This is a genomic window from Comamonas sediminis (assembly GCF_041107495.1).
GTDB classification, from domain to species: Bacteria; Pseudomonadota; Gammaproteobacteria; order Burkholderiales; family Burkholderiaceae_C; genus Comamonas; species Comamonas sediminis.
The window spans coordinates 197,567-216,751 of record NZ_JBGBDC010000009.1 but is presented as its reverse complement, the minus strand read 5'-3'; the positions used below and the strand labels follow the sequence as shown (position 1 = coordinate 216,751).

At 66.2% G+C, this 19,185-nt stretch carries 22 protein-coding genes; 11 read left to right on the top strand and 11 right to left on the bottom strand.

The genetic code is table 11. The features are described from left to right. The first annotated feature begins 42 nt into the window (after positions 1–42). The 4 genes from AB7A72_RS20145 (at position 43) to rpoN (ending at position 3,995) form a co-directional block, all read left to right on the top strand. Entirely contained in the window at positions 43–687 is a 645-nt protein-coding gene (locus AB7A72_RS20145; protein WP_239810451.1) for a thiol:disulfide interchange protein DsbA/DsbL, read from the top strand. Positions 688–798: 111 nt separating this feature from the next. Continuing rightward, on the top strand, positions 799–1,464 hold the full coding sequence (gene lptA, locus AB7A72_RS20140; protein WP_369460939.1) for a lipopolysaccharide transport periplasmic protein LptA: 666 nt from the start codon (positions 799–801) through the stop codon (positions 1,462–1,464). A gap of 23 nt (positions 1,465–1,487) precedes the next feature. Further along, on the top strand, positions 1,488–2,264 hold the full coding sequence (gene lptB, locus AB7A72_RS20135; RefSeq protein ID WP_373450828.1) for an LPS export ABC transporter ATP-binding protein: 777 nt from the start codon (positions 1,488–1,490) through the stop codon (positions 2,262–2,264). Positions 2,265–2,369: 105 nt separating this feature from the next. Then, entirely contained in the window at positions 2,370–3,995 is a 1,626-nt protein-coding gene (gene rpoN / locus AB7A72_RS20130; protein WP_369460938.1) for an RNA polymerase factor sigma-54, read from the top strand. A gap of 76 nt (positions 3,996–4,071) precedes the next feature. Here the strand turns inward: rpoN and AB7A72_RS20125 are convergent, their stop codons facing one another. Continuing rightward, positions 4,072–4,986: an aspartyl/asparaginyl beta-hydroxylase domain-containing protein gene (locus AB7A72_RS20125; protein WP_373450829.1), complete on the bottom strand. Its 915-nt coding sequence runs from the start codon at positions 4,984–4,986 to the stop codon at positions 4,072–4,074. A gap of 141 nt (positions 4,987–5,127) precedes the next feature. Continuing rightward, positions 5,128–5,880 (bottom strand): hypothetical protein, encoded by a 753-nt coding sequence (locus AB7A72_RS20120; RefSeq protein WP_312836233.1) that lies wholly within the window; start codon positions 5,878–5,880, stop codon positions 5,128–5,130. A 200-nt stretch (positions 5,881–6,080) separates the two neighbouring features. Between AB7A72_RS20120 and AB7A72_RS20115 the strand changes: the two genes are divergently transcribed. The 4 genes from AB7A72_RS20115 (at position 6,081) to AB7A72_RS20100 (ending at position 9,554) form a co-directional block, all read left to right on the top strand. Continuing rightward, positions 6,081–7,358, top strand: coding sequence for a THUMP domain-containing class I SAM-dependent RNA methyltransferase (locus tag AB7A72_RS20115; RefSeq protein WP_230778463.1), 1,278 nt, complete (start codon positions 6,081–6,083; stop codon positions 7,356–7,358). Then, a complete protein-coding gene (locus AB7A72_RS20110) occupies positions 7,355–7,855 on the top strand; it encodes a putative toxin-antitoxin system toxin component, PIN family (RefSeq protein ID WP_239810457.1) in 501 nt (166 codons plus the stop codon). Before AB7A72_RS20115 ends, AB7A72_RS20110 begins: the two co-directional genes overlap by 4 nt. A gap of 196 nt (positions 7,856–8,051) precedes the next feature. Further along, positions 8,052–8,369 (top strand): DMT family transporter, encoded by a 318-nt coding sequence (locus AB7A72_RS20105; RefSeq protein WP_239810458.1) that lies wholly within the window; start codon positions 8,052–8,054, stop codon positions 8,367–8,369. 54 nt (positions 8,370–8,423) lie between these two features. Next, a complete protein-coding gene (locus tag AB7A72_RS20100) occupies positions 8,424–9,554 on the top strand; it encodes a 3-deoxy-7-phosphoheptulonate synthase (protein ID WP_312416753.1) in 1,131 nt (376 codons plus the stop codon). A 15-nt stretch (positions 9,555–9,569) separates the two neighbouring features. Here AB7A72_RS20100 and AB7A72_RS20095 read toward each other — a convergent pair whose 3' ends face one another. Both AB7A72_RS20095 and AB7A72_RS20090 read right to left on the bottom strand, forming a co-directional pair. Next, positions 9,570–9,902 (bottom strand): YnfA family protein, encoded by a 333-nt coding sequence (locus AB7A72_RS20095; RefSeq protein ID WP_239810460.1) that lies wholly within the window; start codon positions 9,900–9,902, stop codon positions 9,570–9,572. Next, a complete protein-coding gene (locus AB7A72_RS20090; protein WP_369460937.1) occupies positions 9,902–10,300 on the bottom strand; it encodes a hypothetical protein in 399 nt (132 codons plus the stop codon). Before AB7A72_RS20090 ends, AB7A72_RS20095 begins: the two co-directional genes overlap by 1 nt. A 146-nt stretch (positions 10,301–10,446) precedes the next feature. Here AB7A72_RS20090 and AB7A72_RS20085 point away from each other — a divergent pair, with 146 nt between their 5' ends. From AB7A72_RS20085 to AB7A72_RS20075, 3 genes are all read left to right on the top strand, one after another. Further along, positions 10,447–11,229: an IclR family transcriptional regulator gene (locus tag AB7A72_RS20085; RefSeq protein ID WP_116926261.1), complete on the top strand. Its 783-nt coding sequence runs from the start codon at positions 10,447–10,449 to the stop codon at positions 11,227–11,229. Positions 11,230–11,334: 105 nt separating this feature from the next. After that, positions 11,335–12,450: a CaiB/BaiF CoA transferase family protein gene (locus AB7A72_RS20080; protein ID WP_369460936.1), complete on the top strand. Its 1,116-nt coding sequence runs from the start codon at positions 11,335–11,337 to the stop codon at positions 12,448–12,450. Between the two features lie 78 nt (positions 12,451–12,528). Further along, positions 12,529–12,861: a hypothetical protein gene (locus AB7A72_RS20075; protein ID WP_312459701.1), complete on the top strand. Its 333-nt coding sequence runs from the start codon at positions 12,529–12,531 to the stop codon at positions 12,859–12,861. 10 nt (positions 12,862–12,871) lie between these two features. Here AB7A72_RS20075 and AB7A72_RS20070 read toward each other — a convergent pair whose 3' ends face one another. From AB7A72_RS20070 to AB7A72_RS20040, 7 genes are all read right to left on the bottom strand, one after another. Next, a complete protein-coding gene (locus AB7A72_RS20070) occupies positions 12,872–13,669 on the bottom strand; it encodes an enoyl-CoA hydratase/isomerase family protein (RefSeq protein WP_369460935.1) in 798 nt (265 codons plus the stop codon). Then, the gene (locus tag AB7A72_RS20065; RefSeq protein ID WP_369460934.1) at positions 13,666–13,869 is read right to left on the bottom strand and encodes a hypothetical protein; all 204 of its coding nucleotides are present in this window, start codon (positions 13,867–13,869) and stop codon (positions 13,666–13,668) included. The genes AB7A72_RS20070 and AB7A72_RS20065 overlap by 4 nt, the downstream gene beginning before the upstream one ends. Beyond that, on the bottom strand, positions 13,866–14,669 hold the full coding sequence (locus tag AB7A72_RS20060) for an SDR family oxidoreductase (RefSeq protein WP_133855895.1): 804 nt from the start codon (positions 14,667–14,669) through the stop codon (positions 13,866–13,868). Before AB7A72_RS20060 ends, AB7A72_RS20065 begins: the two co-directional genes overlap by 4 nt. After that, a complete protein-coding gene (locus tag AB7A72_RS20055; protein WP_369460933.1) occupies positions 14,666–16,390 on the bottom strand; it encodes a long-chain-fatty-acid--CoA ligase in 1,725 nt (574 codons plus the stop codon). The genes AB7A72_RS20060 and AB7A72_RS20055 overlap by 4 nt, the downstream gene beginning before the upstream one ends. 12 nt (positions 16,391–16,402) lie before the next feature. Then, complete coding sequence (locus tag AB7A72_RS20050; RefSeq protein WP_239810467.1) at positions 16,403–17,389, bottom strand: Bug family tripartite tricarboxylate transporter substrate binding protein; 987 nt, start codon at positions 17,387–17,389, stop codon at positions 16,403–16,405. A 71-nt stretch (positions 17,390–17,460) separates the two neighbouring features. Next, the gene (locus AB7A72_RS20045; protein ID WP_312528713.1) at positions 17,461–18,237 is read right to left on the bottom strand and encodes a crotonase/enoyl-CoA hydratase family protein; all 777 of its coding nucleotides are present in this window, start codon (positions 18,235–18,237) and stop codon (positions 17,461–17,463) included. A gap of 169 nt (positions 18,238–18,406) precedes the next feature. Beyond that, positions 18,407–19,174 (bottom strand): SDR family NAD(P)-dependent oxidoreductase, encoded by a 768-nt coding sequence (locus AB7A72_RS20040; protein ID WP_369460932.1) that lies wholly within the window; start codon positions 19,172–19,174, stop codon positions 18,407–18,409. Positions 19,175–19,185 lie beyond the last annotated feature (11 nt).

Below are 19,185 nucleotides of genomic sequence, written 5' to 3'. Positions count from 1 at the left end.
CGCGCACTCCTAACCGCAACTTGTCACTGGAGTTAACAAAACATGAAACGTCGTGAGTTTTCCACTTTCGCGGCTTCCGCTACGGCCGCTTCCGCGCTGAGCCTGCCTTTCGCCACCGGCGCCAATGCGCAGGCCAAGTTCAAGGAAGGCAAGGACTACATCAAGCTGGCCAAGCCGGTGACCCCTGATGCACCCGCTGGCAAGGTGGAAGTGATCGAATTCTTCTGGTACAGCTGCCCCCACTGCAATGCGTTCGAGCCGCAGTTCGAAGCCTGGGCCAAGTCGGCTCCGAAGAACCTGCAGATCCGCCGCGTGCCGGTCGCCTTCAACAACACCTTTGTGCCCCAGCAGAAGATCTACTTTGCGCTGGAGTCGATGGGCCTGATCCCCGAGGTGCATGTCAAGGTGTTCCGCGCGATCCATGTCGAGCGCCAGCGCCTGAACAAGGACGAGGAAATCTTCGCCTGGATGGACAAGAACGGCGTGAACCTCGCCAAGTTCAAGGAAGCCTACAACTCGTTCAGCGTGGCAGGCCAGGTGCGCAAGGCGACCCAGCTGCAGGAGTCCTATGGCGTCGAAGGTGTGCCATCGCTGGGCGTGGCCGGCAAGTACTACACCGACGGCACCCGTGCGGGCTCGATGAGCAATGTGCTGCAGGTGGTAGAGTTCCTGGCTGCACAAGGCTGAGCGGACTTCCCACCGCGATAGACAAGGCCCGCGCACGCGGGCTTTTTTGTGCCGAAAACGGTCCAACGCTCCAGCATGGCTACAATGGGGCAGAGCAAGATTCATGCCTTTATGAGACACCGTATTTTTACCTCTTTGTTGCTGGCAGTGGCCCTGGCCGTGCCGCTGCTGTCGCACGCCGAACGTGCAGACCGCACCAAGCCCATGAACATCGAGGCGGACGATGGCCGCCATGATGAACTCAAGCAGACCAGCGTCTTCACGGGCAATGTGGTGGTGACCAAGGGCACCATCATCATCCGTGGCGCGCAGCTGACGGTGAGCCAGGACCGCGACGGCTTCCAGCACGGCGTGGTCACCGCTGCACCGGGCAAACTGGCGTTCTTCCGCCAAAAACGTGATTCCGCACCGGGCGCTCCCGACGAGTTCGTCGAAGGCGAAGGTGAGGTCATCACCTATAACGGCCGCGATGACACCGTGCATTTCGAGCGGCGGGGTGAGCTGCGCCGCTACCGCGAGACCACGTTGACCGACCAGGTCAGCGGCCCGCTGATCGTCTACAACAACCTGAGCGATACCTTCACCGTCTCCGGCCAGAAGGGCGCCCAGGCGGCCGATCCCAAGCCCGGCGCGCCCAAGAAGGACCGTGTCCGTGTGATCCTGACCCCCAAGGCAGATGGCAAGGCGGACGACAAGGCCAGCAGTCCGGCCAAGCCCGCAGCCGACGACAAGACGCCATTGCGCCCCAGCACCCAACTGAACGACGGAGCCAAGTAACCGTGGCAGAGAATTCGTCGACCATTTCCGTCAACGCCCGGGTGGCCACCAGCGACCAGCGCAGCCAGCTCGAGGTGTTGCATCTGGAGAAATCCTACGGCAGCCGCAAGGTGGTCAAGGACGTATCGCTGTCCGTGCGCAAGGGCGAAGTGGTGGGTTTGCTCGGCCCCAACGGCGCTGGCAAGACCACCTCGTTCTACATGATCGTCGGCCTGGTGCGCAGCGATGGCGGCGACATCCGCATCGATGGGCAGTCGGTCGCCAATATGCCGATCCACCAGCGCTCGCAGCTGGGCCTGTCCTACCTGCCGCAGGAAGCCTCGATCTTCCGCAAGCTCAGCGTGCAGGACAACGTACGCGCCGTGCTGGAGCTGCAAAAGGACGAGCATGGCAAGTCGCTGTCGCGCGCCGAGGTCGAGCGCCAGCTGACCGCGTTGCTGCAGGAGCTGCGTGTCGAGCATCTGCGCGAGTCGCCATCGGTCGCGCTCTCTGGTGGTGAGCGCCGGCGGGTCGAAATCGCCCGCGCGCTGGCCACCCAGCCCCGTTTCATCCTGCTCGACGAACCTTTCGCCGGCATTGACCCGATCGCCGTGATCGAGATCCAGCGCATTGTGGCTTTCCTCAAGGAACGTGGCATTGGCGTGCTGATCACTGACCACAATGTGCGTGAAACCCTGGGTATCTGTGACCATGCCTGCATCATCAGCGATGGCAAGGTGCTGGCCGCAGGGACGCCCCAAGAGATTGTGGAGAACGCAGAGGTTCGGAGGGTGTACCTGGGTGAGCATTTCCGCATGTGATACTGCACGCCCTGGCGGGCGTGCAAGCCAAGAAGCCGCCCCTCACCTTGGGGCTGGCGGGGCTGATCCGTTGCCAGCTGCCGCACTCGCAGCGGGGGCTCTGCGATGATGCCTTCGCTGTCACTGCGCGTATCGCAGAACCTGACTCTGACGCCTCAGCTGCAGCAGTCGATCCGCCTGCTGCAGCTGTCCACGCAGGAGCTGACGCAGGAAGTCGAGCAGATGCTCGACGAAAACCCGTTTCTGGAGCGCGAGGGCGATGATGCGCCCGAATCCGAACCGGGCAAGGACGCCGCCGAATCTGCTGAATCTGCCGAGTCCACCGAGGCTGCAGATGCGGCCGACAAGGTTGCCGACCTCGTGACCGGCACCGACCCCGGCAACACCAGCGATTTCGAGCCGGGTGCATCGGATCTGCCGCTGGACTTTGGCGCCGGCAAGGAAACCGGCGTAGATGCCGAGGCGGCTGCGGGCGATTCGGCATCGGACTGGGAAGAGTGGGGCGGCGAGCTGCCGGCCCGTGCCAGTGCGGGCGATGACGACGACGAGACGCCGATGTCCGACCGGCGCAGCGAGCACCTGAGCCTGCAGGATGTGCTGCACCGCCAGGCGCTGTCGTTGCGCCTGTGCCAGGAAGACCGGGCGGCGCTCTATTTTCTGATCGAATCGCTGAACGACGACGGCTACCTCGAAGAAACACTCGCCGAGCTGGCACAAAGCTTTGGCGATGCCAGCGACCCCGAACGCTACGAAGCGCTGCTGCACCACCTGACGGTGGCGCTGCGCCTGTTGCAAAGCCTGGAACCCATTGGTGTGGGCGCGCGCAACCTGTCCGAATGCATGCAGCTGCAGATCAAGGCCCAGCAGCGGCTGCTGGATGAAGAGGGCTCGGACACGCCCGAGGCCGATGCGCTGGCGCTGGAGACCGCGTTGCTGGTCTGCCAGGAATCCCTCGACCTGCTGGCGCGCCGCGATGTGCGCAAGCTGATGCAGCTGACCGGCTGCAACGAGGCGGCGGTGCGCAGCGCGCTGGGGCTGATTGCCAAACTCGAACCCCGCCCGGGCCGGCCCTATGCCGATGTGGACCGCAATGCCATCATCCCCGATGTCATCGTGCGCGCCAGCAACGAGCGCGGCCTGCCGGTGCCCGGCTTCAGCGTGCAGCTCAATGCCGAGGTGATGCCGCGCCTGCGCGTGCAGGATGTCTATGCCAATGCCTTGCGCAGCCACAAGGGCAGCGAGGGCCATGGCGCCCTGCAGCAGCGGCTGCAGGAGGCGCGCTGGTTCATCAAGAACATCCAGCAGCGCTTTGACACCATCTTGCGTGTCTCGCAGGCCATTGTGGAGCGCCAGCGCAATTTCTTTGTGCATGGCGAGCTGGCGATGCGCCCGATGGTGCTGCGCGAGATCGCCGATGAGCTGGGTCTGCACGAATCCACGATCAGCCGCGTGACCACGGCCAAGTACATGGCCACGCCGCAGGGCACCTTCGAGCTCAAGTACTTCTTCGGCTCGGGCCTGGGCACCGAGACGGGCGGCAGCGCCTCCAGCACGGCGGTCAAGGCGCTGATCAAGCAGTTGCTGGACGAGGAAAGCGCGAAGAAGCCGCTGTCGGACGCAAAAATTGCCGACCTGCTGCAGGCCCAGGGCATTGAATGCGCGCGCCGTACCGTGGCCAAGTACCGCGAAGCGATGCGCATTCCGCCGGCCAGCCTGCGCAAAGCGCTGTAAACGCAGGCAGCACGGGCCCATGAAAAAACCGCAGTGGCGTTGCACACTGCGGTTTTTGCGTTGAGGCGCCGCGGTTTTACTTCGGCCACAGCCACCAGATGAACAAGGCCAGCACGGCCAGCATCAGGCCGAACTTGGTCAGCTTGTAGGCCGTCTTGTTCCAGGCCTTGAAGCGGCGGCGGTACTGGCCCATGTAGAAGGAGACCTTGAAGATGCGGCTGATGAAGCCGCGCGGATCGCCTTCGTTGTTGGGCGAGCTGGCAGCAGCCACCACATGCGTGCCCAGCCAGCGGTTGAGCCACTGCGCAAAGCCATTCGTCATCGGGCGCTCGACATCGCAGAACAGCACGATGCGGTTGCCCTCGGACCGGTTCTCGGCCCAGTGCATATAGGTCTCGTCAAAGACCACGCCTTCGCCCTCGCGCCAGCTGTAGGGCGTGCCATCGACTTCGATCATGCAGCGGTCGTCATTGGGTGCCAGCACGGCCAGGTGGTAGCGCAGCGATCCGGCGTAGGGATCGCGGTGCAGGTTGAGCTTGGCGCCGGGCGGCAGCTCGGCAAACATGGCCGCCTTGATGCCGGGGATGGACTGCACCAGCGCCGTGGTCTTGGGGCAGAGCTCCATTGCCGAGGGGTGGGCCTGGCCGTACCACTTCAGGTAGAAGCGCTTCCAGCCGGTCTTGAAGAAGGAGTTGAAGCCCGCGTCGTCGTTGTTGGCCGCTGCCTTGATCTGCATCGCCTGGTGCAGGCCGATGGCCTCTTCGCGGATCTCGCGCCAGTTGGCCTGCAGCGGGGCCAGGTCGGGGAAGGTGCTGGTGGGCAGGTACGGCGTGCGCGGTACCTTGCTGAACATCAGCATGAACACATTGAACGGCGCCGTGAAGGTGGAGTGGTCAAACAGCTGGCGCAGCAGCTTGTGCCGCACCTTGCCACGCAGGTGCATGTAGAGGCCGCAGCCAAAGAAAAGCAGCACCAGGGCCAGAACGATGATTTTTGCCATAGACAGCGATTTTAGCGACTGCGCTGTGGCGGGTGTCTGCGCGAGCGCAAACCGGCGCGCTGCAAGGCCTGCGGGGCGGTCTGATGGCCTGCTGCCAGCAGGCCTATTGCAGCGGGCGCCAGGGTCGCGCGCTTACTTGGGCTGTGCCGCGAAGGCGGTTTTCAGGCGCTGCAGCATCTCGCGGTTGAGCTGGCGCTGCTGGCCGCTCCAGTGCGTCATCGCCTTGTTCAGCTCGGCCTGCAGCGCATGGGCGGTCTGCCAGTCGCCCTGGCCTGCAGCCCAGATCGCATACTCGGCCATCACATCGAAGCTGCCCGAGTGCTGGCGCGCAAAGTCAAAGCTCTTGCGGGCCATCTCCTGGTCGCCCAGCTGGGCATAGGCCTTGGCCACCAGCAGGCCCACGGCCTCGGCGCGGAAATGCACGTCGGCCTGCGCAATCACGCGCAGCTGCTGCAAGGCCTGCTGCGGATGGCCGGCCTGGTAGGCGGCTTGCGCAGCGCCCCAGCGGATATCGAGGTCATTGGCAAACGGGCCCTTCATGCTGGCCTCGAAGTGGCCAAAGGCCTGCTCGGCCTGGCCGGTGGCCAGCAGCGCCTGGGCCAGGCGGATCTGGTTCTGCGCGGTGGGGCTGTAGTCGTAGGCGGCCTGGGCTTCGCGCACCTCGCGGGTCGGGTCCAGCGCCTTGACGGCGTTGCTCGCCAGGCTGCGGGCATGGCGCTGCAGCCGTGAATTGGGCAGGTAGATGGCGAAAAAATACACCACGCTGCCCAGGAAGGGGAAGGCCAGCAGCACAAACAGCCAGTAGTTGTTCTGGCCGCTGCGCACCGCATGGACGGCAAAAAATAGCGCAATGATGACGTGTACGCCGGCTCCGAGGTAGGGCATCCGCTTATCTTTCTTCAGGGGTCTGGGGGGAGGGCCTGGGCGCACGGGGCGGCGGCCCGCTCTGGAGTCGGACTATAGCAGCCGGCCCATCATTACCGCAGCGCTATCGAGGGCCCGGCCCCGAAGGCGGCTGGCACAGTACACATTCCCATGCGCTTGCGCAGACAATGGCGCAAGCGCGTATGCTTGCGCCCCTGCTTATGAACCAACTGCATTTGTTTTTGCCCTGCGCCGCCGGCGTCGAGGGCCTTTTGGCGGACGAAGTCCATGCCATCACCGGCGCCAGCGGCCAGGACCTGTTGGTGGCGCGCGGCGGCGTCATGCTGCGCGGCATGTGGCGCGATGCGCTGCTGCTGAACCTGCACAGCCGCCTGGCCCAGCGCGTGCTGGTGGAGCTGTCGCACAGCATGTACCGCAACGAGAACGATCTCTACCGCGCTGCCAGCGAGGTGGCCTGGGAGATCTGGTTCTCGCCCAAGGAGACCTTCAAGATCGAGGTGACCTCCCAGCACAGCCCGCTGACCAGCCTGAACTTTGCGGCGCTGCGCGTCAAGGATGCGATTGCCGACCGCTTCCGCGAGCGCCGCCACGGCGTGCGCCCCAGCGTGGAGACGCACCACCCCGATGTGCGCGTGCACCTGCACCTGACCACCGATGGCGCCACCATTTATATCGACACCTCGGGCGAGGCGCTGTTCAAGCGTGGCTGGCGCGAGGACAAGGGCGATGCCCCGCTGAAGGAAACCCTGGCTGCCGCGATGATTGCCGCCAGCGGCTGGGACCCGCATGGCGACGACCCGCAGCCGCTGTACGACCCCTGCTGCGGCAGCGGCACCGTGGTGATCGAGGCCGCCCAGATTGCGCGCAAGATCCCGGCGGGCATCCTGCGCCGCTTTGCGTTTGAAAAGCTGGTGCCTTTCCAGCGCCATGTCTGGGAGGCGATGCTCGACGAGGCCGAGCGCCAGATCCTGCCCCAGAGCCCGGTGGGCATCTATGGCTCGGACATCTCCTTCCGCATGGTCGACTTTGCCCAGCGCAATGCCGAGCGTGCCGGTGTGGCCGAGACCATCGAGCTGCGCGGCGGCGATGCGCTGCAGCGCATGCCCCCGAGCGAGCAACCCGGCATGATGCTGCTCAACCCGCCGTACGGCGAGCGTATTGCCGCCGCCGGCAGTGCCGGCCGCAATGCGGCCGAGCGCATGGGCCATGTCGAGCGCGCAGGGCGCGAGACAGCGCAGACCGAGGATGGCGGGGAGTTCTTCACCCAGCTGGCCAGCCACTGGAAGAAGAACTACAGCGGCTGGAGCGCCTGGATGCTGACGCCCGACCTGAAGCTGCCCGGCAAGATGCGCCTGAAGGAATCGCGCCGCACCCCCATGTGGAACGGCCCGATCGAGTGCCGGCTGTTCCGCTTTGACATGATCAAGGGCGCGCTCAAGCCCCGGGGCGAGCAGGCTGCGCCCGGCGGCCAGCGATGAAGGTCGTGCTCAAGTGGCCTTCCTGCAATGAAGGCTACACCGGGCCCCTGCCCCGGCCCGTGGTGCTGGACACCAATGTGGTGCTCGACATGCTGATCTTCGACGATCCCCACATCCCGCCGATCCGTGCGCTGGTGGCGCAGGGCGCGCTGCGCTGGATTGCCGACCAGGCCCAGCGCACCGAGCTCGAAAGGGTGCTGCACTACAGCCAGATCGCCCCGCGCGTCAGCTACTACGGCAAAACACCCGAGGGCGTGATGGCCGCCTTCGATGCGGCCGTGCAGTATGTCGATGCCGCCCCCAAGATCCGCTTTACCTGCACCGACCCGGACGACCAGCACTTTCTGGACCTGGCCAGCCAGCACCGCGCGTTGCTGGTGAGCAAGGACAAGGCCGTGCTCAAGCAGCGTAAAAGGGTGGCCACCTACTACGGCGCCACCGTCGGCAACCTGCTGCAGATGGAGCCCGCCGAGACCGAGGCCGAATCCCTGGCCTGATCGCGCTGCCACTGTGGCGCGCTAACCACCCACAGCGCCGCGGGCGATCCAGCCGCCACCTGGCCCTGCGCAGGCCGCGCCGCTATCATGGTACCCAGTTGCGCAGGGACGGCCCTGCATGGCGCTGCAGCAGCGGCGCGCACCACCGCCAGGACGGCCTGGCCATTCCAAATTTCCGTTTTTCAAGGAGTTCGATATGGCCTGGGTCTATTTGCTGGTTGCCGGTGTGCTGGAGGTGGTGTGGGCGTTCACGATGAAGCAGTCCCATGGCTTCACCAACATCAAATACAGCGCGATCACCCTCGTTGCGATGATTGCCAGCTTTGGCCTGCTGTCGGTCGCGATGCGCAGCCTGCCGCTGGGCACGGCCTACACCATCTGGACCGGCATTGGCGCCGTGGGTGCGTTCCTCGTCGGCATCACGGTGCTGGGCGAGGCGCTGACGCCGATGCGCGTGGTGGCGGCGTTGCTGATTGTCAGCGGTCTGGTGCTGATGAAGCTGTCCTCTTCCTGATCCTGCATGCCTTAGGCCTGCGAACGTGTTTGCAGGCCCTGCGACAATAGCGGGATGACCGATTCTTCTATTGCTGCAGGCACCGTGCCTCGCAAGTCCCCGTCCCGGCTTTCCACGGTTGACAAGACCCGCATCGATGACACCCGCATCAAGGTGGTGCGCCCGCTGATCACGCCCGCCTTGCTGGAGGAGTGGCTGCCCATCACCGACGAGGCCTACCAGCTGGTGGCGTCGAGCCGCGCGGCCATCTCCAGGATTCTGCATGGCCAGGACGACCGCCTGGTCGTCGTCGTGGGCCCTTGCTCCATCCACGACCATGACCTGGCGATGGACTATGCGCGCCAGCTCAAGGTGCAGGCCGAAGCATTGAAGGACGACCTGCTGGTGGTCATGCGCGTGTACTTTGAAAAGCCGCGCACGACCGTGGGCTGGAAGGGCTATATCAACGACCCGCACCTCGATGGCAGCTTTGCCGTCAATGAGGGGCTGGAGCTGGCGCGCCGCCTGCTGCTCGACATTCTGGCGCTGGGCCTGCCGGCGGGCACCGAGTTTCTGGATCTGCTGTCGCCGCAGTTCATCAGTGACCTGGTCAGCTGGGGCGCCATTGGCGCGCGCACCACCGAGAGCCAGAGCCACCGCCAGCTGGCCAGTGGCCTGTCCTGCCCGGTGGGCTTCAAGAACGGCACCGATGGTGGCGTCAAGGTGGCCAGCGACGCCATTTTGGCGGCCCAGTCCGAGCATGCCTTCATGGGCATGACCAAGATGGGCCAGAGTGCCATCTTCGAGACCCGTGGCAACCAGGACTGCCACATCATCCTGCGCGGCGGCAAGCAGCCCAACTACAGCGCGGCCGATGTGCAGGCCGCCTGCGAGGTGCTGGCCAAGGCCGGCCTGCATCAGCAGGTGATGATCGACCTGTCGCATGCCAACAGCAGCAAGCAGCACCGCCGCCAGATCGATGTGGCCGCCGATGTGGCCCAGCAGGTCGCAGCGGGCGACCGCCGCATCACCGGTGTGATGATCGAGAGCCATATCCACGAAGGCCGGCAAGACATCGTCGAAGGTCAGCCGCTGGCCTATGGGGTCTCGCTCACCGATGCCTGCATCAGCATGGAGCAGACCCTGCCGGTGCTGGCCCAGCTGGCGCAAGCGGTGCAGGCGCGCCGCGCTGCCAACAAGGGCTGAAACAGTGTAGACGGCTCAGCGCTGCGCCGCACCCAGCATGATCACGCCCATGCCGGCCAGGCACAGCAGCACGCCGGCGATGTCCCAGCTGCTGGGGCGGATGCCATCGACCAGCCACAGCCAGGCAATCGCCGTCGTCACATAGACGCCGCCGTAAGCGGCATACACCCGGCCCGATGCGGTCGGGTGCAGGCTCAGCAGCCAGACAAAGGCCACCAGCGCCAGCACCGCCGGCAACAGCACCCAGGCCGGCGCCTTGTCCTTGAGCCAGAGATAGGGCAGGTAGCAGCCCACGATCTCGGCAATCGCCGTCAGCACAAACAAGGCGGTGGTCGTCAGCAGAGACATCAAGACGCTTTCGTGAAGGTAGGCAGGCGGGCGGCCAGTTCGGCATCGTGCTGCGCCAGCTGCTGCAGCTGGGCAAAGGCCGGGGCTGCAGCGGGCACGATGCGGTTGCCGCAGACCTGGGCATAGCCATCCAGAAACGGCTGCGCCATCTCAGCGTTCTGCAGCCAGGTATCGGCGCAGGCCAGCAATGCCGCGCAGGCGGCTTCGTCGCGCCCCATCTGGGCAATGGCCCAGAGGGCGGCCTGGCTTTCCACCTCGTCCAGATCGGCATGGTCTTGCACCAGCAGATCCAGGGCTTGCTGGCGTTCGGCGGCGGGCAGTTGCCGGTCCGCCAGCAGTTGGCCGATGGCGGCGATCGCGGGTACGCGGGTGGGCAGACCGTGTTGGTTCAGGCTCATGGCAGGTGGGGAGTGTTGCAGATTGCCGCCATTGGGCGGCTGGGGGCACCAAGCCAAGCTGCAAGCTGCCCATATCAGCCCAATCCCGATTAGAATTTCATAAATCGAGACATTTGTCTCGTAATAAGTAACTTATATACTGAAATATGAATTCTGAAGCAGATGGAAAACTGGTCAGCGCGCTCGTGCGCGGCGTCAGTATTTTGCAGTGCTTTAACAACAAGCAGCAAGAACTCAGTGGCAAAGAGCTGATGGACCTGACGGGTTTGCCCAAACCGACCTTGTTCCGCCTGACCGAAACCCTGTGCGAGCTGGGCCTGCTGCGCTATTCGGAGCGCTTGTCCAAGTACGTGCTGGGCATCGGGGTGCTCAACCTCGCCTCGCCACTGCTGTCGCGCATGACGGTGCGTCAGTTTGCCCGCCCGCAGATGCAGGAGCTGGCCAACTACATGGGCGGCCAGATCCAGCTGGCGGTGGGTGAGGGCCGGCGCCTGGTGCTGGCCGAGCTGGCCAATGGCATGGACAACAAGGTCTTCACGCCCGAGATCGGGGTGGCTGTATCGTTGGTGCGCACCGCGACTGGCCGCGCTTACCTGCTGGGCCAAAGCGAGGCCGAGCGCCAGGCCTATCTGGACGAGCTCGATGGCCGCGCACCCGAGCGCGCTGCGCTGCTGCGCGAGCGCCTGGACGATGCGCGCCAGGACCTGGCCTTGCACGGCTTTTGCCGCAGCCATGGCGATCTGCACCGTGAGATTCTGTCGATCGCCGTGCCGCTGTCGCAGCCCATCGATGGTGAGCGCTGGGTGTTTGGCGCCTCCGTCCCCACCTACAACCCCAAGAGCCGCGAGCTGGAGACCGACATCGGCCCGCGCCTGGTGACCCTGGTGCGCTCGCTCGAAGGGCTGATCGGCACCTCCAGCCTGTCCTGATCGGGACTGAGCTGGCTGGGCCTAACCCGGCCGGGCCTGACCTGGCCGGGTCTCACTTGGCCGCGTCAGGCGGCGCATCGCAAAAAACAACCACAGGAGACAAGCATGAAAGTATTGGACGGCATCAAGGTGCTGGAGATTGGTGGCCTGGGACCGGGCCCGTTCTGCGCGATGCACCTGGCCGACCTGGGCGCCGATGTGATCTCCATCGTGCGCGAGGAAAAAGGCGCATCCCCCACCGGCAACCTGCTCAACCGGGGCAAGCGCTCGGTCTTCGCCGACCTGAAAAGCCCCGAGGGCAAGGCCCTGGTGCTGGCGCTGGTGCGTGAAGCCGATGTGCTGATCGAAGGCATGCGCCCCGGCGTGATGGAGCGCCTGGGCCTGGGCCCGGCCGAGTGCCAGGCGCTGAACCCGGCCCTCGTCTACGGCCGCATGACCGGCTGGGGCCAGAGCGGCCCGTTGGCCCCGCGCGCCGGCCATGACAACAACTACGCCGCCGTCTCGGGCGCGCTCTGGGGCTGCAGCCCGGCCGGTGCGCGGCCGGTGTCGTCGTTTGCGATGGTGGGCGATATCGGCGGCGGCGCGCTCTACCTGATGACCGGGCTGCTCGCCGGCGTGATCCAGGCGCGCAGCAGCGGCCGGGGCTGCGTGGTGGATGCGGCCATCGTCGATGGCGCGGCCCATATGCTGAACCTGGCGCTGAGCGCCCGCCAGCGCGGCATTGTGGCCGATGTGCGCGGCCAAAGCATCCACGACAGCGCACCGTTCTATGAGACCTATGTCTGCGCCGATGGCGAGCACATCACCATCGGCAGCATCGAGCCGCAGTTCTACGCGCTGCTGCTGCAGACGCTGGGCCTGGCGGACGACCCGGATTTTGCCGCGCCCCAGTCGCAGTGGGACAAGGCGCTGTGGCCGCGCCGCCGTGCGCGCCTGCAGGCGCTGTTCATCACCGAGCCGCGCGCGCATTGGCAGCAGGTGTTCGAGGGCAGTGATGTCTGCTTTGGCGCCGTATTGAGCCCGCTGGAGGCCGCAGCGCACCCGCATATGCAGGCGCGTGGTGTCTACCACGCGCAAGGCGGCGTGTTGCAGGCCGCCCCGGCGCCGCGCTTTGACGGCCAGGCCTATGACACGCCGGCGATGTGCGCCGCAGGCGCCCATACCGAGGCCGTACTCGCGCAGGTGAACGCAGGGGATGCCAGCGCGGCTTGGCGCCGCTAGGCGTCCTGTGCGTCAGAGTGCGACAATGCGGCCCTGCCCGGGCTGCGCCTGGCCGGGCACCGACACAGGGAGTTGCCGATGGGCATTGTGGTTTTTTATCTGCGCAACAACGCCGAGGATGCCGAGGGCATGCCGCCCGACTGGCAGCCGCAGTGCCTGGCCTACAGCGACCAGCAGATGAGCGAGGCACTGGCGCAATGCCAGCGCCTGCGCGCCGATCCGCGCCATGCGCATGTGGTGATGTCGTCCGAGCTGCGCGACATGGTCGGGCAGATAGGGGTGGCTGCCGTTGAAGACGGCCGCACGCCCGATGGCGAACACTATGACTGGAGCAAGGCCGGGCGGGCCGGGATGAGCCGCCGCAACGCGATGGAGCCGCCCAAGAAACGCGGCAGCGCCAGCAACGAATAAACCGGTTTTTTCAGGTCCGCGCCGGCCACTGGAAGGGCGCAGGCTGCTTGTTCAAAAAGGCCTGCACGGCTTCGCGGTGCTGGGCCGTGCCCATCGCCAGCGCCTGGGCGTTCGCCTCTTGCTCCAGCAGCGCAGGCAAGTCGTTCGCCGCCATCGCGAGCGAGCGTTTGATCAGACTCAGCGCCACCGGCGATGCACCGACAAAGCTCTGCGCAATCGCCTGGGCCCGCGCCTGCAGCTGCTCGGGGGCCACCAGCTCGCTGGCAATGCCCAGCTGCAAGGCCTCCTGGGCAGAGACCTCGCGGCCGGACAGCATCAGTTCACGCGCGCGCTGCACGCCGACGACGCGCGGCAGGGTGTAGAAAGCCGCGCAGTCGGGCACAACGCCAACCCGGATAAAGGACATCGCAAAGCGCGCCCGGTCCGAGGCGATGATGAAGTCCGCCGCCAAGGCCAGGCTGAAGCCCGCGCCATAGGCAGCGCCGTCCACCGCCGCAATCACCGGCTTGTCCAGCAGCATCAGGTCCTTGAGCCAGTGGTGCAGGCTGGACAGGCGCGCGCGCCAGCCGGCATTGTCCAGACCCGATGCCGCAATGTTGCCCAGGTCCCCGCCCGAGCAGAAATGGTCGCCAACGCCGGTCAGCACCAGCGCACGCAGGCTGGCGTCGGTCTGCACCAGGCGCACCACTTCGGCCATCTCCTCGCGCATCTGCGGGTCGAAGGCATTGCGCTTGGCCGGGTAGTTGAAGCGCAAGGTGGCCACGCCGTCCTGGCGCTCAAAAATGATGCGTTCGTAGCATTGGCTCATGCGGCGCTCCTGGGGACGTAGGACGCACGCATGTCGCGCCCGCCACGCAGTGCAGCGCCGCCATCGACCGGGATGATGGCCCCGGTCACATAGCTGGCCAGTTCGGACGACAGGAACAGCGCCATGTCGGGGCAGTGAAAGCGCAAGGTGGCCACGCCGTCCTGGCGCTCAAAAATGATGCGTTCGTAGCATTGGTTCATGCGGCGCTCCTGGGGACGTAGGAGGCACGCATGTCGCGCCCGCCGCGCAGTGCAGCGCCGCCATCGACCGGGATGATGGCCCCGGTCACATAGCTGGCCAGTTCGGACGACAGGAACAGGGCCATGTGGGCGACATCGTCGGTGCTGCCCATGCGCAGCAGCGGCACGGTGGAGACGGCGCGCTCGAGCGCATCGGCCGTGGGCGCCAGGCGCCGCATGCCCTCGGTATCGCCGATGGGGCCGGGCGAGATGCTGTTGACGCGGATGCCGTCCTCGCCCCATTCCAGCGCCAGCACCTTGGTCATCATGTCGATGCCGGCCTTGGCCGCGCAGGCATGGACCTGGTACATCGTCGGGTTGACACCTTGCGGCGCCGAGATGTTGATGACGCTGGCGCCGGGCTTGCGCAGCATCGGGTAAGCCAGGCGCAGCACATGGAAGCTGCCATTGAGGTCGATGTCGACAACCGTCTTGAAGCCATTGGGCGACAGGTCCTTGGCCGGCGCAATGAAGTTGCCCGCAGCGCCCGAGACCAGCACATCGATGGGGCCAAAGCGGGCATGCGCCTGCTCCAGCGCGGCCTGCACGGCGGCGGGGTCGCGCACATCGGCGCTCAGGCCCAGGGCCTGGGCGCCCAGCGCCTCCAGCTCGGCGGCGGCCTGGGCCACCTTGTCGGCCGAGCGGCTCATGACCACGACATGGGCGCCGGCGCGGGCGAAGGCCTTGGCAATGCCCAGGTTGATGCCACTGCTGCCGCCTGCGACAAACACATGCTGGTGGCGAAAGGAAAAAGAGCTCATGGGTGTTCCGTATGCAAAGAAGGGGAGGAGGCAGCGGCTTGCTGCGCCGCCTCCTGCAATGCGCGCCACTGGATCTTGCCGGTGGCGGATTTGGGCAGTGCGGCGAGAAAGTCCACCGCGCGTGGCACCTTGTAGGCGGCCATCTGTTCACGGCTCCAGCCGATGATTTCGTCCTCCGACGCCTGCGCGCCAGGGCGCAGCACCACGAGGGCCTTGACCGATTCGCCGCGCTTGGCATCGGGCACGGCGATCACGCAGGCCTCCAGCACGGCCGGGTGGCTGTAGAGCATGTTTTCGACCTCGGCGGGCCAGACCTTGTAGCCGTTGGCATTGATCATGCGTTTCAAGCGGTCGCGCATGAAGTAGTAGCCGTCCTCGTCGACCGAGGCCAGGTCGCCGGTGCGAAAGTAGCGCCGGCCATGGCGTTCGAAAAAGGCCGCGCGGTTGGCCTCGTCATTGCGCCAGTAGCCCTGCATCACCTGTTCGCCGCTGGAGACCAACTCGCCCACCTCGCCTGCGGGCAGCTCTTGCAGGGTCTCGGGGTCGACGATCATCGAATGCACGCCCTGGGTAGGCACGCCCAGGCACTGGCGCTTGGCGTGGCCCGGCGGGTTGGCATGCAAAAAGGCGGCGGTCTCGGTCAGGCCATAGCCTTCGCTGTAGTGCAGGCCATAACGTTCGGCCAGCATCTGCGATACCGCCTCGGGCATGGCCGCGCCGCCACCGGCCAGCATGGCCAGGCTCGACAGGTCCAGCCCATGGGCAGTGGCCTGGCTGAACAGGTCGATCACCATGCTGGGCGGCGCCGTCCAGGCGGTGACCTGGTGGCGCTCGATCAGCCGGGCGGCCAGCAGCGCATCCCAGCGCGGCATCATCACCACGGTGCCGCCCACGGCAATGGGCATGTTCATGCCGTACTGCGTGCCCAGCATGTGGAACATCGGCGCGACCGATAGAAACACCAGGTCGTCATTGAAGCCGCGCCACAGCCTTGAGCCGGTGAGCGATGCCAGCACCGAGTGGTGGCTGTGCATGCAGCCCTTGGGGTGGCCGGTGGTGCCCGAGGTATAGGGGATGGTGGCCAGCATGTCGGCCTGAGCCACACGCGGGCCGGGCGCCAGCTGCAGCGCCAGCGCTGCGGCAAAGCCATGGTAGGGGCCAGCGGGCAGCGGCAGACGAGGCGCTGTCACCACCTCGGGCAGCGCATCGGGTGGCGGCGTGGTGGGAAGCGCATCGCTGTAGGCATGCACGACCACCGCATCGAGCAGGCCCTCGTCCACACAGGGCTGGGCGCTGGCCAGCAGCTCCTGGGCGGCGATGGCCAGGCGCGCGCCGCTGTTGTCGGCGTAGTAGCGCAGCTCGGTGGCCGTGGTCATCGCGCTCACCGGCACCACCACGCCACCGGCGCGGTAGATGGCATAGCAGGCGATGACGAACTGCGGGCAGTTCTGGCTTTGCAGCAGCACGCGCTGGCCCGGTGCCAGCTGCAGGCGCTGCTGCAGGAAGCCGGCCAGCGCCTCCACCTGGGCCAGCAGCTGGGCATAGCTGGTGCTGGCACCCGCGTAGATGATGGCGGGCTTGTCCGGGTAGCGCTGGGCCGAGGCGCTCAGGTTGTCATCCAGGCTGATGCGGGGCACGCGCAGATCGCGCGAGACCCCTTTGGGCCAGTAGAAAGGCAGCGCTGGGCGGGGAGAGGCGGTGGAGGTGGGCGTGTCAAACATCGGCGGGTCGTGTCAGTCCAGCTGCAGCTGCTGGCTTTGGATCAGCGCGCCCCAGGTCTGCTGGTCATCGGCCACCAGCTTGGCAAAGTCTGCTTGGGGCATGCCGCCGGGGCGGCCGCCCAGCGCGCGGTAGCGGCGCATGATGTCGGGGTCATGCAGCACGGCCTGCAGGTTCTCAGCCAGTTTTTTCTGCACTTCGGGCGGGGTCTTGGCGGGCACGAAGAAGCCCATCCAGCCGACCTGGTTGAAGTTGCGCATGCCCAGCTCGGTCATCGTCGGCACCTCGGGCAGATCGGGCTCGCGCTGGTCGCCGGTAACGGCCAGCGGGCGCAGCTTGCCATCCTTGATATGGACCAGCGAGGCGGTCATGTTGTCGAACATGAACTGGGTCTCGCCGGTCACGATCGCCATCGTCCCGGGGGCCGAGCCCTTGTAGGGGATGTGGACCACATCGGTGCCGGTGCGCTCCTTGAACAGCTCGCCCATCAGGTGCGTGGTCTGGCCCACACCGGCGGACGAGAACGACAGCTTGCCCGGCTGCGCCTTGGCAGCGGCCACCAGCGCATCCAGGCTCTGGATGGGCGACTTGGCGGGCACCACCAGCACGTTGGCAAACGAGATCATGTCGGTCAGCGGGGCAAAGTCGCCGGGTTGGTAGCTGAGCTTTTTATAGGCCGTGTAGTTGATCGCATTGGAGCCGCTGTTGCCTACCAGCACCGTGTAGCCGTCGGGCTGGGCGCGGGCGACCAGGCTGGCCCCCAGGCTGCCGCCGGCGCCGGGTTTGTTGTCAACGATCACCGGCTGGCCCAGCCGCTGGCCCAGCTTTTGGGCCAGCAGGCGTGCGGGAATATCGGTCGATCCGCCGGCGGCGCCGGGCACCACCAAGGTGATGGTGCGCGTGGGCCAGCTGGCCTCGGCATGGGCGTGGAGCGCGCTGGCGAGCAGCGCCAGGGCCGCCAAGGCCCGCAGGGGCTGGCGAAGAGGCTGGGTACGTGGCATGGGTTTGTCTCCTGCTGCGCGCTTCTGTGGCGCGTCCAAGGGCTGTACAACGCAGAGTTGCTGGACGGGGTTCAGGCACCCTTCCAGACCGGTGCGCGTTTTTCCGCAAAGGCGGCCGCGCCTTCGCGCGCATCCTGCGAGCTGAACACCGGCGCGGTGATGGCGGACTGGCGCTCGAACATCTCCGCCAGCGGCCATTCGCCGGACTGGCTGGCCACCTGCTTGCTCGCGGCGACTGCCAGCGGGCCATTGGCGGCAATGGTCTGCGCCAGCGCCAGTGCGGCATCGAGTGCGCCGCCGGGCTCGGTCAGGCGGTTGACCAGGCCCAGCTGGGCAAATCGCTCGGCGCCGAACATGTCGCCGGTGAGGATGCATTCCAGCGCCACGTGGTAGGGCAGGCGTTTGGGCAGGCGCAGCAGGCCACCGGCCGATGCAGCCAGGCCCCGCTTGACTTCGGGCAGGCCAAATTGGGCATTGCGTGCGGCCACGATCAGGTCGCAGGCCAGCGCCACCTCAAAGCCGCCAGCCAGCGCATAGCCTTCCACCGCCGCGATCAGCGGCTTGGCAGGTGGCCGCATCGTCAACCCGCAAAAGCCGCGCCCCGGCAGGCTGGGGCGCTTGCCCTGCAAAAAGCCCTTGAGGTCCATGCCGGCGCAAAAGCTGCCGCCCGCGCCGGTGATGATGCCTACCCTGAGGTCCGGCCGGCTGTCCAGCGCGTCGAGCGCACTGGCCATCGCCTCGGCCATCTCCAAGGTGGCGGCATTGCGCGCCTGGGGGCGATTGAGCTGCATGATGAGCACCGGGCCACGGGTTTCGACCAGGAGTTCGGTGGTGTCAGAGCCAGACATGGGAGCCTTTCAAAGGGTGCTGCAGGGCAGGGGTTTTGAGGCGCTAAGACAGCCCAGCAAACCGAAGGTTTGCGATTGAGGCTGAGCGCCCCCGACGAGGCGCAAAGCCGCAGGCAGTACAAAAGTACGACAAGGCGTGCAACGACGTATCAAGGGCTGTGTTAGTGCCTCAGCGTGGTTGCATGCGGATGGCGCCGTCCAGGCGGATGGTTTCGCCGTTGAGCATCGGGTTCTCCAGAATGTGCAGCGCCGTCATCGCGTACTCGGGCGGGCGGCCCAGGCGTGCCGGGTTGGGGACCGACGCGGCGAGCGACTGGCGCACGTTCTCGGGCAGCTTGGCGAGGATGGGGGTGTCGAACAGGCCCGGTGCAATGGTGCAGACGCGGATCATCTTGGAGGCCAGATCGCGCGCGGCGACGATGGTCATGCCGATGACGGCGGCCTTCGACGAGGCATAGGGGATCTGGCCGATCTGGCCTTCATAGCCCGCGACCGAGGCGGTCAGCACGCAGGCGCCGCGCTCGCCTTCCAGCGGCTCGTTCTGCGCCATCGCCACGGCCGACAGGCGCAAGGTGTTGAAGGTGCCGATCTGGTTGATGCGGATGATGTTCGTGTACTTTTCCAGCGAGCCGGGGCTGCCGTCCTTCTCGATCAGGCGCACCGGGCCGCCGATGCCGGCGCAGTGCACCAGCGCACGGAACTGGCCCCAGGCCTGCGCCGCAGACACGGCCTTTTGCATCTGCTCGGCATCGGCCACATCGGCCTTGATGAACCGGAGCTGGCCGGCGTACTGCTTTTCCATCGCTGCGCCGCGCTCTTCGTTCAGGTCCACCGCCACCACGTTCAGGCCGCGCTCCAGCAGGGCCACTGCGCTGGCTTCGCCCAGCCCCGATACGCCGCCGGTCACGAGGGCGGTTATTCCTTGGGTCAATTGCATCTCAAAAATCC

Bases quoted from the DNA above. Each gene is read 5' to 3' on its own strand.
- AB7A72_RS20055 (WP_369460933.1), bottom strand. From the start codon at position 16,390: ATGTTTGACACGCCCACCTCCACCGCCTCTCCCCGCCCAGCGCTGCCT.
- AB7A72_RS20145 (WP_239810451.1), top strand. From the start codon at position 43: ATGAAACGTCGTGAGTTTTCCACTTTCGCGGCTTCCGCTACGGCCGCT.
- AB7A72_RS20120 (WP_312836233.1), bottom strand. From the start codon at position 5,880: ATGCCCTACCTCGGAGCCGGCGTACACGTCATCATTGCGCTATTTTTT.
- AB7A72_RS20050 (WP_239810467.1), bottom strand. From the start codon at position 17,389: ATGCCACGTACCCAGCCTCTTCGCCAGCCCCTGCGGGCCTTGGCGGCC.
- AB7A72_RS20080 (WP_369460936.1), top strand. From the start codon at position 11,335: ATGAAAGTATTGGACGGCATCAAGGTGCTGGAGATTGGTGGCCTGGGA.
- AB7A72_RS20115 (WP_230778463.1), top strand. From the start codon at position 6,081: ATGAACCAACTGCATTTGTTTTTGCCCTGCGCCGCCGGCGTCGAGGGC.
- AB7A72_RS20105 (WP_239810458.1), top strand. From the start codon at position 8,052: ATGGCCTGGGTCTATTTGCTGGTTGCCGGTGTGCTGGAGGTGGTGTGG.
- rpoN (WP_369460938.1), top strand. From the start codon at position 2,370: ATGATGCCTTCGCTGTCACTGCGCGTATCGCAGAACCTGACTCTGACG.
- AB7A72_RS20070 (WP_369460935.1), bottom strand. From the start codon at position 13,669: ATGAGCCAATGCTACGAACGCATCATTTTTGAGCGCCAGGACGGCGTG.
- AB7A72_RS20040 (WP_369460932.1), bottom strand. From the start codon at position 19,174: ATGCAATTGACCCAAGGAATAACCGCCCTCGTGACCGGCGGCGTATCG.
- AB7A72_RS20075 (WP_312459701.1), top strand. From the start codon at position 12,529: ATGGGCATTGTGGTTTTTTATCTGCGCAACAACGCCGAGGATGCCGAG.
- AB7A72_RS20095 (WP_239810460.1), bottom strand. From the start codon at position 9,902: ATGTCTCTGCTGACGACCACCGCCTTGTTTGTGCTGACGGCGATTGCC.
- lptA (WP_369460939.1), top strand. From the start codon at position 799: ATGAGACACCGTATTTTTACCTCTTTGTTGCTGGCAGTGGCCCTGGCC.
- AB7A72_RS20100 (WP_312416753.1), top strand. From the start codon at position 8,424: ATGACCGATTCTTCTATTGCTGCAGGCACCGTGCCTCGCAAGTCCCCG.
- AB7A72_RS20090 (WP_369460937.1), bottom strand. From the start codon at position 10,300: ATGAGCCTGAACCAACACGGTCTGCCCACCCGCGTACCCGCGATCGCC.
- AB7A72_RS20060 (WP_133855895.1), bottom strand. From the start codon at position 14,669: ATGAGCTCTTTTTCCTTTCGCCACCAGCATGTGTTTGTCGCAGGCGGC.
- AB7A72_RS20045 (WP_312528713.1), bottom strand. From the start codon at position 18,237: ATGTCTGGCTCTGACACCACCGAACTCCTGGTCGAAACCCGTGGCCCG.
- AB7A72_RS20065 (WP_369460934.1), bottom strand. From the start codon at position 13,869: ATGAACCAATGCTACGAACGCATCATTTTTGAGCGCCAGGACGGCGTG.
- AB7A72_RS20110 (WP_239810457.1), top strand. From the start codon at position 7,355: ATGAAGGTCGTGCTCAAGTGGCCTTCCTGCAATGAAGGCTACACCGGG.
- AB7A72_RS20085 (WP_116926261.1), top strand. From the start codon at position 10,447: ATGAATTCTGAAGCAGATGGAAAACTGGTCAGCGCGCTCGTGCGCGGC.